The organism is Brevundimonas olei (assembly GCF_037055245.1).
In the GTDB taxonomy this organism is placed as follows: domain Bacteria; phylum Pseudomonadota; class Alphaproteobacteria; order Caulobacterales; family Caulobacteraceae; genus Brevundimonas; species Brevundimonas olei.
The window spans coordinates 1,940,513-1,956,515 of the sequence record NZ_CP146369.1 but is presented as its reverse complement, the minus strand read 5'-3'; the positions used below and the strand labels follow the sequence as shown (position 1 = coordinate 1,956,515).

The window sequence follows — 16,003 nt, the reverse complement described above, 5'->3', positions numbered from 1 at the left end:
CTAAGCTTTGATCTTTAATGGTTGTGACGTGGCGTCGTCTTGGCCACGTCGCGGTACTTGACGGCTGTCTCGAGACATCCGCCGTCTGCCAGGCTGCCCACCAGGTTGCGGGAGATCTCCTGCCAGGGTGTCTGACTGGCGGGACCCTGGGGCAGGGGGCCTGCGCGTCGCCGGGCGACTTCTTCATCTGAGACCAGAGCGTCGCAGCGGCCCGTGTTCAGATCGATGCGGATGCGATCGCCGCTGCGAACCCAGCCGAGACCGCCGCCGACTGCGCTTTCGGGCGAGGCGTGCAGAATGGCCGGGCTGTCGGAAGTGCCCGATTGCCGGCCGTCGCCCAATACGGGAAGGCTGTTGACGCCGCGCTTGAGCAAGGCGTCGGGCGGCTGCATGTTGACCACTTCCGCTGAGCCGGGCCATCCGACAGGGCCTGCGCCACGGATCACCAGAATCGAGGACTCCGTTATGCCCAGCGCCGGATCGTTGATCCTGTGATGGTAGTCTTCAGCGCCGTCGAAAACGACGGCGTCGCCCTCGAAGATGTTTTCGGAGCCGGGGTTCCGGAGGAAGCGTTCGCGAAATTCGTCAGAGATGACGCTGGTCTTCATGATCGCGAAGTCGAACAGATTGCCGCGCAGAACGATGAATCCCGCGTTCTCCTTGAGCGGCTGGTCGAACGGGCGGATCATCTCGCGGTCAGGGGTCTCGAACAGGGCGTCGCTGAGGTTGCGGCCGCTGACGGTGATCCGGTCGCCGTGCAGTTTTCCAGCGTTCTGGAGCTCCCAAAGAATGGCGGGGACGCCGCCGGCCCGGTAGAAGCGCTCGCCGAGAAACTCGCCGGCCGGCTGCATGTTCAGGATCAGAGGCAACGGGAAACCGTGTTCGACCCAATCCTCTCTGGTGATCTCTACCCCGGCGTGGCGGGCCATGGCGGTGATATGGGGCTGGGCGTTCGTGGAACCGCCGACGACCGTGGTCAGGGCGATGGCGTCCAGGAAAGCTTCGCGCGTCAGGATGTCGAGCGGCCGCAGATCCTCATAGGCCATTTCGACAATGCGCTGACCTGTCCGGTAGGCCATCTGGCCGCGTTCACGATAGGGCGCTGGAATAGCGGAGCACCCCGGCAGGGACAGGCCCAGCGTCTCGGCGATGGCGTTCATCGTTGAGGCCGTGCCCATGGTGTTGCAATGGCCCAGCGACGGAGCGGACGCGGTCGCAGCGTCGAAGAATTCCTCTTCGGTGATCTCACCGGCGGCCAGGCGGCGGCGGCTCTGCCAGATGACTGTGCCTGAACCGACCTGTTTGCCTTGGAACCAGCCGTCCAGCATGGGGCCGCCGGACAGGACGATTGCGGGAATGTTGACCGTCGAGGCGGCCATGATCCCGGCCGGCGTAGTCTTGTCGCAGCCTGTGGTCAGGACCACCGCATCCAGCGGATAGCCATGCAGGATCTCAACCAGGGTCATGTAAGATAGGTTGCGATCCAGCGCCGCCGTCGGTCGGCGACAGTTTTCGAAGATCGGATGAACCGGGAACTCCATCGGAATCCCCCCCGCGTCGCGGATGCCCGCCTTGACGCGCTGGGCGAGCTGAACATGGATCAGGTTGCAGGGGGCCAGATCGCTGCCGGACTGAGCGATGCCGATGATCGGCTTGCCGCTGCGCAGCTCCTCAGGCGTGACGCCTGAATTCATGAACCGCTCCAGATAGACCGCGGTCATGTCGGCCCGTTCGGGCGCGGCGAACCATTCGCGGGACCGGAAAGGGCGTTTGGGAGTTCGGGCGGACATGTTGGGCTTTCGAGCTGAAGGTTGATCAAGCGGCGCCGAATTGCGCGATGGCCCACTCGAAGGTGTTGCGGTTGTTGTCCTCTTCGGCCTGCAGTCTCTGTTGTGGGCTGAGGCCGGTGATGACCGGCAGGGCCGAGGCCTTGGCGCGGACATTGGCCATGAAGGCCGCCAGTCTTTCGGCGCCGATGCCCGGTAGGGTCTTCCAATAGCCTTCGGTCAGGACAGGGATTTCGAGCGGATCGCGGGTGATGATCTCCTGCACGAAATTGATACGCGGATTGTGGCTCCGCATGATCTCGAACAGGGCCTTCTGATCGTTGATCCCTTTGCCGAAACGCACCTCTGACAGCAGGAAGCCGTCGGCGTAGGGGGCGACCCCCATGTCCTTCATGGAATTGGCCATGGCGTAAGGGCCGAGCTTGTTGACGGTCTCCTGGGCGGTTTCCATCAGCGACATGTTGTTACCGGGGTCGATCAGGGCGCCGAGGTGTTCGCTGGAGTAGCGCTGAAGGACCGCCAGGTGTTCGTCGGCGGTGCGGTCCTTGTGGTTCTCTAGCGCCAGGCCGACGCCGATGCGGTCGACAATGGGCATGACCTTCGCGATCACCGCATTGGCCTGGGCTTCCCAGGCGCGATAGTCCTCGAGCGTGGCGAAGGTCTCATAGCGGCGGTTGCCGCCGGGGGGCTGGCGACTGACGGCGCGAACGCAGTTGGCGCCCAACTCCTTGGCCTGAAGCATGGAGTTCTCGAATGCGCTCAGGTCGTCGTCAGGATGCGCGGGCAGGGCGGCCTCGCCCTCATAGAACATGCCCAGCTCTTCCAGCTTGGCGCGAGCGTGCCGCAGGTCCTTTCGGATGGCGTGCTGGACGCCGCCGGCGCCCAGGGAGCGCAGATACTCGATGTAGCGCACGGGATCGTCGCGCATCGCAGGCGCCGCGCCGAGTCCGGACAGATGCATGGCCATGGCGGTGCTGGCCACGCCGATCTTCGACTTCGGGGGCAGTTCGACTTCCTCATAGCCCCGCGCCAGGCCAGGCGCCGCGTAGAGCGCCACGCCGGCCGAAGCCATTGTTCCCAGAAACTGTCGTCTCGTCGCCATGTCCTGCCCCTACGTTGTTGTGAGCTCGCCTCGGATCAGGCGCGCTATTTGGTGGTCCAGCCGCCGTCGATGACGATATCCGTGCCGGTGATGAAACCCGCCAGGTCCGAGCACAGGTAACAGGCGAGGGCGCCGATCTCCTCGACCTTGCCCCACCGTCCGACCGGCAGATTGGCGAGGAAGTGCGCGTTGGCGGTCGGGTCCTCCATCACGGGTCTGTTCAGGTCCGTGCCGAACGGCCCGGGGCTGATTCCGTTGACGGTGATGCCCTGGTCGGCCAACTCCAACGCCAGGGAGCGCGTGAACCCCAGCAGGCCGGTCTTGGCCGAAGAATAGGGGACGCGACCCGGCAGAGAGATGTGGCTGAGCATGGAGGTCATGTTGATGACCCGGCCATAGCCGCGCCCCTTCATGCCGGGAGTCAGCGCTCGCGACATCAGAAAGGTCGAGGTCAGGCTGGCGTCGATGACGCTGCGAAAATCCTCAAGCGACAGTTCGTGCAGGTGCTTGCGGACATTATTGCCGGCGTTGTTGATCAGGATGTGCGGGTGACCAAAGGCGTCCTGAATCTGTTGGGCGGCGCGGGCGACATCGGCCTCGTTGGTGACGTCGGCGACAAAGCCCTGCACCGTGACGCCCGTTGCGGCCAACTCGGCGCAGGCCTTGTTCAGCATGCTCTGATCACGCGCGATCAGAGCCAGGTCCGCGCCGGCGCCGCCCAGGGCGTCGGCCATCGCCCGACCCAGGCCGCGGCTGCCGCCGGTGATGACGGCTGTTCTGCCGGCCAAGTCGATATGCATTGTTCTTACTCCTGAACGCTGCGCCATGATGCGCGGCGTTCGTTTCGCGTGAGACGCCGCCCGACGGCCGGGCGGCGTCAGGGGTCAGTTCTTCGAGCCGTCGATCTCAGCGTTCTTTTCAGCCAGCCTGTCAGGATTCAGGAACAGCCAGCAGACGGCCGAGATACAGGCGGCGGCGACCATCATGTAGAGGAGGGCGTTCCAGTTCCGGCTCTCGGACAACAGAATGTAGCCGCCCAGAACCGGAGCCGCGAAGCCGGCCAGCCCGCTGAACATGTTCATGGTGGCGGCCACGGTAGCGGTGTAGCGCCGACCGATCTCCACACAGGTGTTCCAGGAAATGGGCATGGTCAGATCGCTGCAGAAGCTGGCCAGCGCCATCAGCACCATCGCGACCATGGCGTTCTGCATCTTGGTGACGGTGAACAACAGGGCGGCTGTCGCCACGAAACCGAACAGGGCGATAGCGCGGCGCGGAATGCGGGCTGGAATCATGCCGCTGATCAGGGCGCCGAAGCCGCCGAACAGCAGGGGCAGGATGGCGTAGCCGGCTGCCTGGGCGAAAGTCAGCCCCCAGGCTTCGATCAGATAGGTCGGCAGCCAGGTGACGTAGAAATACCAGACGAACGAAAAAGCCGTGTACTGGATCACGAGAAGCAGGACGTTGACGTCGGTGAAGATCTTCGACCAGCCGCCGCCGCCTTCTTCGGCCAGGGCGCGCGAGCCCTCCAGCAACTGCAACTCGGCCTCGTTGACGCCTTTATGCTTGGCGGGATCGTCCTTGAAAAAGAACCAGAAGGCGGCGACCCACAGGGCGCCCAGCAGGCCGAAGACCGCAAAACCCCAGCGCCATCCGACGGCTGTGATGATCAGCAATGCTATGGGAGGCGTCACCGCCCCGGCCCAGCGTGTACAAGCCCACATCAGCGACTGAGCCTGGACGCGCTCGCGGCGAGGCAGCCAGACGCTGAGCATCTTGGTCAGATTGGGGAAACAGCCCGCTTCGCCGGCGCCAAAGATGAAGCGCATGACCAGCAGGGAGGTGAAATTCCAGGCTGCGCCGCTCAGCGCCGTGAAGGCGGACCAGATGAGCACCAGCGGAGCTAGAACCCGACGAACGCCGAATTTGTCGCCCAAGGCGCCCATAGGGATTTCAAGCAGGGCGTAGGACAGGGCGAAGGCGCCGAAGATCCAGCCCATTTGTCCCTTGTCGAGACCCAACTCGGTCGACATGGGCGAGGCGGCCTGTGAAATGGCGACGCGTTGAATATAGGCCAGCATGGCCAGGGTGACGGCGAAGCCGACGACGCCCAATCGGGCCTTGGTCGGGCGCATCATGGGCGCATCGCCCATGTCTTTGCATTCTTGTCGCACCTGCTCATGAAATCCCCTCCCCAGGTATCAAGGTTGTGCTGATGTTCTCGCAGATGGCGGGCCGCGCTCCGAAGGGGGTGCGCCTTGCGCCATTCTGAGGCATTGAGTTCGAAAATTTTTTAGTTCGCAGTGACGATCGAGGTCTCTCGCCCTCTTTCCATCAGGCCACTAAACTGTATACTAAGTGCGGTATTCGGTGAGGTCAACGGGGAAGGAGCGGGTGCTCGTTTCACCATAAACTCAGCGGAGAGCTTTTATGAATCAGGTGAAATCCCCGGGTATGAGCGTTGATTATGAAAAGGAAACTGCGCCGCCAACCTTGAAGGCGCACGTTCTGCGTCGGCTACGGGACGCCATCATCGCCGGCCGGTACAAGCCGGGTGATCGCCTGAATGAAAGCAAGCTGGCCCGTGATTTTGAAATCAGCCGGATTCCCATTCGTGAGGCGCTGATGACGCTTCAGGAGCAGGGGCTGGTCATGAATCATGAGCGTCGCGGCATGTTCGTGACGATGCTGGAAGAAGAGGATGTCCAGCGAATCAACAGCCTTCGCGTGGTCCTGGAAGCTGAAGCGCTGAAGCTGTGCCGAATCCACATGACGCCGGAGGAAGCCGCCCGTCTAACCGCTCTGGTCAATGAGATGGAGGCCTGGGAGCAGGGCGCCGAGATGGAAGCGGCGGCGTTGGATCTGGCCTTCCACCGCGAAGTCTGGCGCGCGTCGGGCAATCCCTATCTGGTCAAGGCGCTGGATGCGCTGGCTACCGTTCTGTTCGCGCACAAGGCGCTGGAGAACGCCAGCGTCGAGACCAAGCAGTGGCGGCTTCATCACCATCGGGAACTGTTGGACGTGGCTTTGGGGCGATCCGAAGTGTCGCCCGAGGACGCTGTGATCGCGCACCTGCGGACGGGCTACGAGAACCCGGATCGCTACGCGAGCCATACGCTGGAGGGACGAGGCGTCGCGCCTTCGAAATCCGACGCTCCCACGCATCAGGCGCTGGGAAAAATCAAAACTGACAAGGGGAAGAAGAATGAATGACGCGTTCGCGACTGAGGCCGTCGAATCCTCGCTGTCTCGGGGGCCGCTAGAGGGGCAGGTCGCTTTTGTTTCAGGCTCGGGGCGGGGGTTGGGCCACATCATAGGGCGGGCTCTAATGGCGCTGGGCGCCGATCTCGCCGTCCACGACATTTCGGAGGACGCGCCAGCCAAGTATGGAGAGTTCCCCAATCTGACGGCGGTTGCGGACTCCATGACGACGCCCAGCGCCCGAGCCGTGGCCGTCACTGGCGACATTTCTCAGGAAGACGCGGTGCGGGCCATGGTCGCCAAGGCCGAGGCGGCTCTGGGCCCCATCACTATTCTGGTCAACTGCGCCGGCGGAGACATCGGCGCCCAGGGCGGAAAGCCGGATCCGAATACGGCGCTCAACTTTCTGCTCGAAGACGTTCAGGCGATCGTCAATCGAAACCTTATCGGCACCATGCTGATGAGCCGCGCTGTCGCACCGGGCATGGCTGCGAGGCAGGCTGGGACCATCATCAATATTTCGACCGTGTCCGCCCACATGGGGGCAGCCAATGAGACGGCCTATGCCTGCGCCAAGGCTGCGGTCGTGCATTACACCCGGTGCCTGGCCGCCGAGCTGAGGACGTCAGGGGTGCGCGTCAACGCCGTCAGTCCTGGCCCGGCCAAGACCGCGCGTTTTTTGGCTACGCGCACGGTCGATCCGATCATGATGGAGGAGGGGCCGTCTCTGAACCGCTATGCCGTAGCGGAGGAGATCGCCGACGTAGTTGGTTTTTTGGCCTCCGAACAGAGCCGTTTCGTCAGCGGCCAAGTGCTCAGAGTCGACGGCGGCGCGAACCTGTTCGCTGCCTGACGCCCTGATCGGGCGAGAGCGACGAACCGCCTCGCTCCTCTAAGCCACATCATGAAACGAGCGAAGATGACCAAGCGTTTGACGGATAAGACGTGCGTGGTGACGGGCGCTGGGCAAGGCATTGGCCGCGCGATCGCCGAGGCTTTGGCGGCCGAGGGTGCGACGGTGATCGCCGTCGACTTGTCCGAGCAGCCGTTAGTGACATGGACGGCGGCGGCGGGCGTGACAAGCGCGTTGCTGGACGTCACCGACCCGGTCTCAGTCGCCGACCTGGCGGGCCGCTATCCAGAGACTGCGGTGCTGGTGAATTGCGTAGGCGTGGTCGCGGCAGGCACGGTGCTCGATCACGAACCTGCGGAGATGGACCGAAGTTTCCGTATCAACGTCGGCTCCATGGCTAACACCATCAAGGCCTTCTTGCCGCGCATGCGCGAACGGAAGGATGGGACGATCATCAACATCGCCTCGGTCGTGTCATCGATCAAGGCGGCGCCGGACCGTTTCGTCTATGCGACGACGAAGGCCGCCGTAATCGGTCTGACCAAGTCCGTCGCCATGGATTTCATCGCCGATGGAATCCGCTGCAACGCCATCTGTCCCGGAACCGTCGAAAGCCCGTCGCTGCATCAGCGAATGGCGGCGCAGGCGGATCCGGTTGCGGCTCTGGCCGCGTTCACCGCCCGCCAGCCCATGGGACGGATCGGAAACCCCCGGGAAATCGCCCGCATCGCGGTCATGCTGGCCAGCGGCGAGGCCGATTTCATGACGGGCCACACCCTGATCATAGACGGCGGCATGAGTCTGTAATTCCTTGTTTTCTCCTTGATAATGTGAGGCTTTAGTGATGCTGACGTCAGTGTTGAAGATCGGGTTTGTCGTAGCCGCTCTGACCGTTTCGGCTAACGCCGCCTCGGCTCAGACATCTCCGTCCGGCGAGGCCTTGTTCCGCCAGCGGTGCGGTTCTTGCCATACGGTTCAGGGAACTCAGAACCGTATGGGGCCGGCGCTTCAGGGCGTGGTGGGCCGGAAGGCCGGCACGGCGCCGGGGTACAACTACAGCCCGGCTCTGAGAGAGTGGGGGCGGACGTGGACTGTCGCTAATCTGGAGCTCTACCTGGCCGCTCCGCGTACTGCCGTGCCTGGCACCAAGATGTCCATCGTCGCGCCGTCGCCCGCGCAGCGCGCCGAGATCATCCGATATCTGCAGACCCAGCGGTAGGCCGCCAGCGGCCCTTTTTCATTCTCGCTATTCCGGAATTTGCCATGCGCTTTCTGTTGATCGGCCTTGCCGGCATCCTGTCGGGGGCGGTCCAACCGGCGGCTGGAGAGCCTTCGACATCGTTGGAGACTCGTCCGAGAAACGCCGCCGCCCTGGAGCCCGCCTTTAAGGCGCAGACTCGAGCGCCAGAGATGCGGGCGGGGGTGAGATTCGAGACCGAGCAGGTGGCGACGGGTCTGAACAAGCCGTGGGGAATGACCTTTCTTCCGGACGGCCGCCTGCTGATCACCGAGCGCACCACCTTGCGCATCATTACGTCGGAGGGTGAGGTATCCGCACCCGTCCAAGGCGTTCCCGCCGTCGACATCGGTGATCAGGGCGGGGTGCATGATGTGGTTCTTGATCCAGATTACGCCATCAATGGATTGATCTATTTTACGTTTTCGCAGCCGGGCGAGCCGCCGCTGACGGGTTCGGCCGTAGCGCGCGCGCGCCTGTCCGAAGACGGAGATGCTCCATCGCTGCAAGACCTGACGATCATCTTCAGTCAACAGCCGAAGCTGGATTCCCGCCAGCACTATGGCGGGCGTCTGGCGTTTGATCGCCAGGGCCGGCTGTATGTCACGACCGGCGAGCGGTATGTCCCGGAGGGACGACCGCAGGCGCAACAACTCGACAGCCTGCTGGGCAAGGTGGTGCGGATCGATCGGGATGGCGGTGTTCCGCCCGACAACCCTTTCGTCGGCGTGGCGGGCGCGCGGCCGGAAATCTGGTCTTACGGCCATCGCAACGTGCAGGGCGCAGCCATTCATCCGGTCACAGGGCGATTGTGGACCAACGAACACGGTCCGCGCGGAGGGGATGAGCTCAACATTCCAGAATCCGGCGGCAACTACGGCTGGCCGATCGTCACATATGGCATCGAATATACCGGTGAAACGATCGGCGCCGGGATCACCCAGGCGGAGGGGATGCTCCAGCCCATCTACTATTGGGATCCGGTGATCGCCCCGTCCGGGATGGCCTTTTACGACTCCGATGCGGCGCCTGCCTGGAAAGGCAGTCTGTTCATCGCCGGTCTTGCCGGTCGGCATCTTGCGCGGCTGACGCTGGATGGGGACCGGGTCGTAGGTGAAGAGCGGTTGCTGACCGAGCGCAAGCAGCGCCTGCGTGATGTCGAGGTCGGTCCCGACGGCGCCCTGTGGGTGCTGACGGAAGGCTCCAGCGACGCCTCCCTGCTCAAGCTGACGCCAATCCCCTGAAAGTGGAGGCTTCAACATGATGGATTCCATGGATCGCCGTGTATTCCTGGCGGCCGCAGGGGCCTTGGGTTGTCTCGGAGCGGCGGCCTCTAGGCGTGAAGAGGCCAGCTTTCCGGTGGTCGGCGGGGTGCGGCGGTTGGCCCCTGCGCTGGACGCTCTGATCGATCCGGACGCTGTAGTGGAGAAGGTGCTGGATGGGCTGATCTGGAGCGAAGGGCCATGCTGGGTCGGCGGGGCTGACGGATATCTGCTGGTGTCAGACGTGCGCGGCAACGCGATCCACCGCTGGTCGTCCGCCGAGGGCGGCTCCATCTGGCGCAGCCCTTCAGGCTATGAAGGCGGCGAGGATCCGGGTCTGCGAGAACCGGGCACCAACGGGCTCATCCTGGCGCGCGGAGGCGTGGTGGTCGCTGACTGCGGCAATCGATCGGTCGCTCGGATCGATCTGCGAACCCGTGAAAAAATTCCGCTGTGCACCCACTATGAAGGTCGCCGCTTCAATAGTCCGAACGATCTGGTGCTGGCGGCTGACGGGTCGATCTATTTCACGGATCCGCCTTACGGCCTGGAAGGCGGGCACGACTCTCCGCGTCGTGAAATGAGCTTTACAGGCGTGTTTCGTCTGGCGCCGGACAACAGCGTGACGCTGATTGATGACGGCGTCATGCCGAATGGGATCGGTCTGTCGCCGGACGGTCGAACGCTTTTCGCGACGGATCGGGTTGGATGGGTGGCCTGGGATCTCGATGAAGCCGGGCGGCCCGGGCCGCGCCGGACCCACATCGACCGGCAGGTCTCCGGCGTTCAAGGCGGAGACGGCTTCAAATTCGATGATCAGGGCTTCCTATGGGCGTCGAGCCGCGACGGCCTGTCCATATTTCAAGGCGATCAACGCCTCGGCGTGATCACGTCCGATGCGGTCATTTCCAACTGTGAGCTGGCTGCAGACGGTCATCTCTACATGTCGTCGAATCATGCTGTGGTTCGAGTTCGGACGAAAGCGCGCAAGCTCATGGCGCAAAGCCGGAGTTGAGGGAGCTTGGCCCGACCAGGGATGCGAGCATGACGCGCCGAGCGGCCCTTGGTCGTACTCTGCACAGAGCCACCGATATCGAGGCAGCGATTGATGGCCTTTCCCACGCGTCGCCGTCGTCTTGTGTTTAGTTTGAGGGGGGTTCCAGGTGATTGAGTCTCAGCCGGTTGTCGTTGACGAGGTTGTGGTGACGGCGGCGCGTCTGCCGGCGGCGGCGGGGGAGGCGGCGTTCTCGGTCATTCGGCTGGACGAGGCGGCGCTGGCGAGGTCGGCGCGCCTGGACGAGGCCCTGGCGAGCGTTCCGGCGGTGTCCCTGTTCCGGCGTACGTCCAGCCTGGCGGCCAATCCGACGACGCAAGGGATCTCCCTGCGCGCCATCGCGCCGTCGGGGGCGGGGCGGACCTTGGTGACGCTGGACGGCGTGCCGATGAACGATCCCTTCGGCGGCTGGGTGATCTGGTCGCAACTGCCGACCGAGAGCCTGGAGAGCCTCGACATCGTGCGCGGTGCGGGGGCCGGTCCCTATGGCGCGGGCGCCCTGACCGGCGTGATCCAGCTGCGCGAGCGTGAGCGCGGCGGCGTGCTGTCGGCCTCGGTGTCGGAACGGGGCGGGGCGCGCCTGGCGGGATCAGGGGGCCTGGACCTCGGTCGGGCGCGGCTGACGGCCTCGACGCTTTACGAGACCAGCGACGGCTACAGGCCCGTGCGCGGAGCGGCGGCCGGGGCGGCGGACACGCCCCTGGACCTGGAAGCCCGTGCGGCGGCCATGCGGCTGGATGCGTCGGCAGGCGAGGCCAGCGTGTCGCTACGCGCCTCGGCCTATGACGAAGAGCGCGGCTCGGGGCTGGCCGGGGCGCGATCCAGCGCCAGCGGCCACCTGCTGTCCGCCACGGCGGCGCGGCGGGCGCAGGAGGGGCGCTATGGCTGGCGCCTGCAGGTCTGGCGGCGAGAGAGCGACTTCGCCAACACCTCCGTCGCGGTGGCGGCGGACCGCAGCACGACCACGCCCGCCAACGACCAGTATGAGACGCCGGCGACCGGCTGGGGCGTCAACGCCGCCCTGCGTCGCTCGACGAGGGACGTCGCCGGAGGGCGGCTGGAATGGGAGCTGGGCGCCGACGCCCGCTTCAACGAGGGCGAGACGCGCGAGCGCTTCCGCTTCATGAACGGCGCCTTCACCCGCGACCGCGCGGCGGGCGGCGAGACCTCGGTGGCGGGTCTCTACGGCGAGGGCTCCTGGAGCGACGATCTGTGGCTGGTGGCCGGCGGCCTGCGCCTGGACGGCTGGCGCAACGAGAACGGTCGGCGGCGCGAATGGGATCGGGAGACGGGCCTGCCCACGCTGGACGAAACCGACCCCGACCGTTCGGGCGAGGTGGTCAGCGCCCGGCTGGCGGCGCGCCGCTTCATCGGCCGCGGCTGGGGCGGCGGCTGGGCGGCGCGGGCGGCGGCCTATTCCAGCTTCCGTCCGGCGACGCTGAACGAGTTGCACCGGCCGTTCCGCGTCGGCAACGACCTGACCGAGGCCAATGCGGCGCTGGTCCCCGAAACCCTGCAGGGGGTCGAGGCGGGGCTGGCTTTCGAGGGGCCGATCTCGGCCCTGGGCGTCAATCTGTTCTGGAACCGGATCGAGGACGCCATCGTCAACGTCACCATCGCCGAGGGGCCGGGGACCTTCCCCCGCGCGGGCTTCGTCCCCGCCGGCGGGGTGCTGCGCCAGCGCCAGAACGCCGGGACCATCGAGGCGACGGGGATCGAGCTGACGGCGCGCCAGACGCTGCGCCAGGGGCTGCATCTGAACGGCGCCCTGTCGCTCACCGATGCGCGGATGGACGGCGGCTCGGCGGCGCCTCAGCTGACCGGACTGCGTCCGGCCCAGGCCCCGATCTGGAGCGTCGTCGGCGGGGTGGAGTGGCAGGCGTCGGACCGGCTCGGCCTGGCGGTCCAGGCCCGCTATGAGAGCAAGCGGTTCGAGGACGATCTGAACAGCCGCGTGCTGGACGCCGCCGTCGCCGTGGACGCCCGCGCCGAATGGCGCGCCGGCGCACGCACCGTGCTGTGGCTGGCGGCCGACAATCTGTTCGACGCCGAGGTCGAGGTCTCCGAAACCGCCGGCGGCGTCGCCGGCTACGCCCCGCCCCGCACCCTCTCCCTGGGCCTGCGAATGGAATATTAAGCGAAGACACTGTGAGGATCTATGCCTTGGGGTGGTGCCAGGGCATTCCATCTTGGTTTGACGCTGTCATTCCTTCAGCTTCGCCGGCTGAAGGATCGCGGTCCGACAGGATCTTTGCGCGGAAGAGGGTGTCGTGATCCTGCCAGGACGACTTCCTGCCGAAGTCATTCCTCGCATGGCGCGCCTATGCGAGGAGCGTAAACACATTATTTAATCGCAGTTTCGAGACGCGGCGGCATTATCATTCGGTCAGCGGCGCCGGCTTCCGACAAAACGAAACAACAAACCACCCGACCCAGCCTAAGTTTCACATAAATGAGGGATCGGGGAATCCCTTGCGCCCATGTCGGGAGGGACTGGATCGTGAATAAATTATCGAAACGGGCGCTGATGGCCTCGACCGTGGTCGGGGCGGCTCTGTCGGCGTTGCTGACCTCGACGAGCGTTCAGGCTCAGACGGCGGACCTGGCCGACAGCGAGCAAATATCGGAAGTCGGAGAGATCGTCGTCACGGGTACGCGCATCCGGCGCGCGGACACTTCGACGTCGGCGCCGCTGGTGGCGGTTGATCGCGAGGTTCTGAATGAGCGCGGCTATGTCCAGGCGGGGCAGGCCCTCAATCAGAATACGTCGGTCGTGCCGTCCACGCCGATGGCGGACGGCAGCGGCGCCCAGTCGGGCGGCGGGCAACAGTTTCCCAACCTGTTCGGCCTGGGGGCGGGCCGCACCCTGACGCTGGTGAACGGGCGCCGTTTCGTCACCACGGCCCAGGGCATGGGTGATCGGGTGGTGGACACCAACATCATTCCGGTGGGGCTGTTGAAGCGTGTCGACGTGGTTCAGGCCGGCGGCGCGGCGGTCTATGGGTCGGACGCGATCGCCGGGGTCATCAACTATGTGCTGCGTGACGACTTCGACGGCCTGGAGCTGGACGCCCAGTACGGCTTGAGCTGGCGTGGCGACTATCCGCAAAGCAGCCTGCGCCTGACGGCCGGCCGCAACTTCCTGGACGGGCGAGCCAACCTGGCCGGCAGCATCGAGTGGTCGGAGAGCGATTCCCTGCTGAGCTACGATCGCCCGATCTCGAATCTGGCGCGGCTGACCACCAGCAATTCCGCAGATACGGGCCCAAATGACGGCATTCCGGCCTTGAAGGAAATCCTTCATGGGCGGTTCTGGCCCTTCAATTACAACGGGGTGATCTACACCACGCCCGCGCCGGTTCCGGCTATGTTGTTGCAGATCGGCGGCGCGCCGACCCAGTTCGCGGCCGATGGCCAGAGCGTGGTCGGCTATGACACGGGAACGATCTACGGCGTGCCTTTCGCCTCTGGTGGAGACGGCTGGGACTATCGCGAGATTGCGGCGCTCTACTCAGGCGTGGAGCGGTTCAACACCAGTCTGATCGGCCGCTTCGATCTGACGGATCGGGTGCGCCTGACCGGCGAGTTCACCTATGCCCAGACGGAAGGTCGTGATCCGTTCGGCACCCAGGGAGGCAGCAATACGGTTCTGAACAACGCCGCCTCCGGTGCTGGGGTCCTGACCTTCACGCGCAACAACGCCTTCCTGACGCCGCAGGCGCGCGCCCAGTTGGAAGCGGCGAGCCCGGCTTTCGCAGCCGGCGCGCCTCTGTTCCTGTCCAAGCAATGGGCGGACGCCGTGCCGACGCGTGAGTTCGTCCACGCGACGGATGTCTGGCGCGGCCAGATCGGCCTGGAAGGCGACTTCGATTTCGCTGATCGCAACTTCTACTGGAGCCTGTCCTACAGCCGTGCGCAGGTGGACGGTGAACGGTCCGGATGGGGCGTCTGGACGCAGCGGATGCAGAAGGCTGTGAACGCTGTGAACCAGGGCGGTCAGGTCGTCTGCGCCGTCAACGCCGACGCCGATCCCTCGAACGACGACGCCGGTTGCGTGCCGATCAACATCTTCGGCGCCGGCACGGTGACAGACGCCATGCGCGACTATGTGTCGGTGCGCGTAGGCGAGACCTATGAGAACACCCAGGACAACTTCCTGGCGACGCTTGGCGGGACCATGTTCGAACTGCCGGCCGGTCCGGTCAGTTTCTCTCTAGCCTATGAGTATCGCGCCGAGGACGCCGCCTTCACTCCGTCTGAAGCGGGCCAGCAGGGCCTGACGGGATCGGGCGCGAAATCGGTCCCGACCTCGGGCGACTACAACACCAATGAGTTCTCCGCCGAATTGCTGATCCCCGTCCTGGGCGGCGACTTCACCCTGCCGTTCGTCCAGTCGCTGGAGCTCGACGGCGCCTATCGGGTCGTCGACAACTCCATCGCCGGCCGCGAGAACGTCTGGGGCGCCGGTCTGCGCTGGGGCGTGGTCGACGGCGTCACGGTTCGCGTATCGCGCAGCCGCAACTTCCGCGCGCCGACGCTGAACCAGTTGTTCGCCCCGTCGACCACCAGCCTGGGGTCCATCACTCGCAACCCCTGCGACGCCGACCGCATCGCCACCGGGCCTAATCCCGCTGTCCGCCGCGCCAACTGCGAGGCCCTGTTCGCCGCCAATCCGGGCTGGGGGCCGCTGGAAGGCTTTCAGGATCCGGGTGAGAACTTCAACAACGTCATGATCACCTCTGGGGGCAATCCGGACCTGCGCAACGAGCTGTCGGACACCACCACCTATGGGGTCATCCTGCAGCCGCGATTCATTCCGGGCCTGACCATCGTGGCGGACCGGGTGGAAGTGGAGCTGAAGGACGGGCTTTCGCCGTTCGCACCGGTGGACTTCATGGCGACCTGCTTCGACTCCAGCGAGCGCAGCAGCGCCTGCGACACCTTCACCTATAATGACCAGGGGCATGTCGCGACGGCGATCTCGACGACCTTCAACGCCGGTCGTGTCCGGTATGAAGGCGAGGTCTACAACATCAACTACGGCTTCAGCCTGGATGACTGGTTCCAGGGCGGCTACTACGGCTCGCTGGAGCTGAACGCCGAAATCACCCATACGGCGTTGCTGGAGACCTCGGTCACGGGCTTCGACTACCTGCGAACCGATGGTACGACGGCCTCGCCTGACTGGGTGTCGCGCTATGACGTGCGCTATGCGCGCGGGCCGCTGCGCCTGACCTATTCGATGTCCTATCTGCCCAAGACCAAGGTCAACCGGTTCGATACGATCGAGTCGACGCCGACGCCCGATATCGACGCCAATATTCGTCACAACGTTTCAGCTTTGTACGACTTCGGCAAATACACGCTGCGGGCCGGGGTCACCAATCTGACGGATGAGCAGCCGTCCTTCCCCACGCGCAACTATGGCGACATCCTGGGGCGTCAGCTGTTCGTCGGGGTGAACGCCCGCTTCTGATGCGATAGGGGAGGCGTCCGCAGGCGCCGCC

Annotated in this window: 12 protein-coding genes; 8 read left to right on the top strand and 4 right to left on the bottom strand. The window is 64.9% G+C overall.

The features are described from left to right. Window positions 1-14: 14 nt before the first annotated feature. The 4 genes from V8J38_RS09295 to V8J38_RS09280 all read right to left on the bottom strand — a co-directional run bounded on the left by V8J38_RS09295 (window position 15) and on the right by V8J38_RS09280 (window position 5,042). Window positions 15-1,790, bottom strand: a complete 1,776-nt coding sequence (locus V8J38_RS09295) for an IlvD/Edd family dehydratase (RefSeq protein WP_338575208.1) — start codon at window positions 1,788-1,790, stop codon at window positions 15-17. Window positions 1,791-1,815: 25 nt separating this feature from the next. Then, complete coding sequence (locus V8J38_RS09290; protein WP_338575205.1) at window positions 1,816-2,889, bottom strand: sugar phosphate isomerase/epimerase family protein; 1,074 nt, start codon at window positions 2,887-2,889, stop codon at window positions 1,816-1,818. Window positions 2,890-2,933: 44 nt separating this feature from the next. Further along, window positions 2,934-3,689, bottom strand: coding sequence for an SDR family NAD(P)-dependent oxidoreductase (locus V8J38_RS09285; RefSeq protein WP_338575203.1), 756 nt, complete (start codon window positions 3,687-3,689; stop codon window positions 2,934-2,936). A gap of 84 nt (window positions 3,690-3,773) precedes the next feature. After that, the gene (locus V8J38_RS09280; RefSeq protein WP_338575202.1) at window positions 3,774-5,042 is read right to left on the bottom strand and encodes an MFS transporter; all 1,269 of its coding nucleotides are present in this window, start codon (window positions 5,040-5,042) and stop codon (window positions 3,774-3,776) included. Window positions 5,043-5,319: 277 nt separating this feature from the next. Between V8J38_RS09280 and V8J38_RS09275 the strand changes: the two genes are divergently transcribed. The 8 genes from V8J38_RS09275 (at window position 5,320) to V8J38_RS09240 (ending at window position 15,972) form a co-directional block, all read left to right on the top strand. Then, entirely contained in the window at window positions 5,320-6,102 is a 783-nt protein-coding gene (locus V8J38_RS09275) for a GntR family transcriptional regulator (protein ID WP_338575200.1), read from the top strand. Next, a complete protein-coding gene (locus V8J38_RS09270; protein ID WP_346487715.1) occupies window positions 6,095-6,943 on the top strand; it encodes an SDR family NAD(P)-dependent oxidoreductase in 849 nt (282 codons plus the stop codon). Before V8J38_RS09275 ends, V8J38_RS09270 begins: the two co-directional genes overlap by 8 nt. Before the next feature lie 66 nt (window positions 6,944-7,009). Then, on the top strand, window positions 7,010-7,750 hold the full coding sequence (locus tag V8J38_RS09265; protein WP_338575197.1) for an SDR family oxidoreductase: 741 nt from the start codon (window positions 7,010-7,012) through the stop codon (window positions 7,748-7,750). Window positions 7,751-7,787: 37 nt separating this feature from the next. Beyond that, the gene (locus V8J38_RS09260; RefSeq protein WP_338575195.1) at window positions 7,788-8,162 is read left to right on the top strand and encodes a c-type cytochrome; all 375 of its coding nucleotides are present in this window, start codon (window positions 7,788-7,790) and stop codon (window positions 8,160-8,162) included. A gap of 44 nt (window positions 8,163-8,206) precedes the next feature. After that, the gene (locus V8J38_RS09255) at window positions 8,207-9,424 is read left to right on the top strand and encodes a PQQ-dependent sugar dehydrogenase (RefSeq protein WP_338575192.1); all 1,218 of its coding nucleotides are present in this window, start codon (window positions 8,207-8,209) and stop codon (window positions 9,422-9,424) included. Between the two features lie 16 nt (window positions 9,425-9,440). Beyond that, window positions 9,441-10,457: an SMP-30/gluconolactonase/LRE family protein gene (locus tag V8J38_RS09250; protein WP_338575191.1), complete on the top strand. Its 1,017-nt coding sequence runs from the start codon at window positions 9,441-9,443 to the stop codon at window positions 10,455-10,457. Between the two features lie 148 nt (window positions 10,458-10,605). Further along, window positions 10,606-12,633, top strand: a complete 2,028-nt coding sequence (locus tag V8J38_RS09245) for a TonB-dependent receptor (protein ID WP_338575189.1) — start codon at window positions 10,606-10,608, stop codon at window positions 12,631-12,633. Window positions 12,634-12,996: 363 nt separating this feature from the next. Further along, complete coding sequence (locus V8J38_RS09240; RefSeq protein ID WP_338575187.1) at window positions 12,997-15,972, top strand: TonB-dependent receptor domain-containing protein; 2,976 nt, start codon at window positions 12,997-12,999, stop codon at window positions 15,970-15,972. Window positions 15,973-16,003: the final 31 nt, after the last annotated feature.

Bases quoted from the DNA above. Each gene is read 5' to 3' on its own strand.
- V8J38_RS09280 (WP_338575202.1), bottom strand. From the start codon at position 5,042: ATGGGCGATGCGCCCATGATGCGCCCGACCAAGGCCCGATTGGGCGTC.
- V8J38_RS09260 (WP_338575195.1), top strand. From the start codon at position 7,788: ATGCTGACGTCAGTGTTGAAGATCGGGTTTGTCGTAGCCGCTCTGACC.
- V8J38_RS09295 (WP_338575208.1), bottom strand. From the start codon at position 1,790: ATGTCCGCCCGAACTCCCAAACGCCCTTTCCGGTCCCGCGAATGGTTC.
- V8J38_RS09285 (WP_338575203.1), bottom strand. From the start codon at position 3,689: ATGCATATCGACTTGGCCGGCAGAACAGCCGTCATCACCGGCGGCAGC.
- V8J38_RS09270 (WP_346487715.1), top strand. From the start codon at position 6,095: ATGAATGACGCGTTCGCGACTGAGGCCGTCGAATCCTCGCTGTCTCGG.
- V8J38_RS09250 (WP_338575191.1), top strand. From the start codon at position 9,441: ATGATGGATTCCATGGATCGCCGTGTATTCCTGGCGGCCGCAGGGGCC.
- V8J38_RS09290 (WP_338575205.1), bottom strand. From the start codon at position 2,889: ATGGCGACGAGACGACAGTTTCTGGGAACAATGGCTTCGGCCGGCGTG.
- V8J38_RS09265 (WP_338575197.1), top strand. From the start codon at position 7,010: ATGACCAAGCGTTTGACGGATAAGACGTGCGTGGTGACGGGCGCTGGG.
- V8J38_RS09275 (WP_338575200.1), top strand. From the start codon at position 5,320: ATGAATCAGGTGAAATCCCCGGGTATGAGCGTTGATTATGAAAAGGAA.
- V8J38_RS09255 (WP_338575192.1), top strand. From the start codon at position 8,207: ATGCGCTTTCTGTTGATCGGCCTTGCCGGCATCCTGTCGGGGGCGGTC.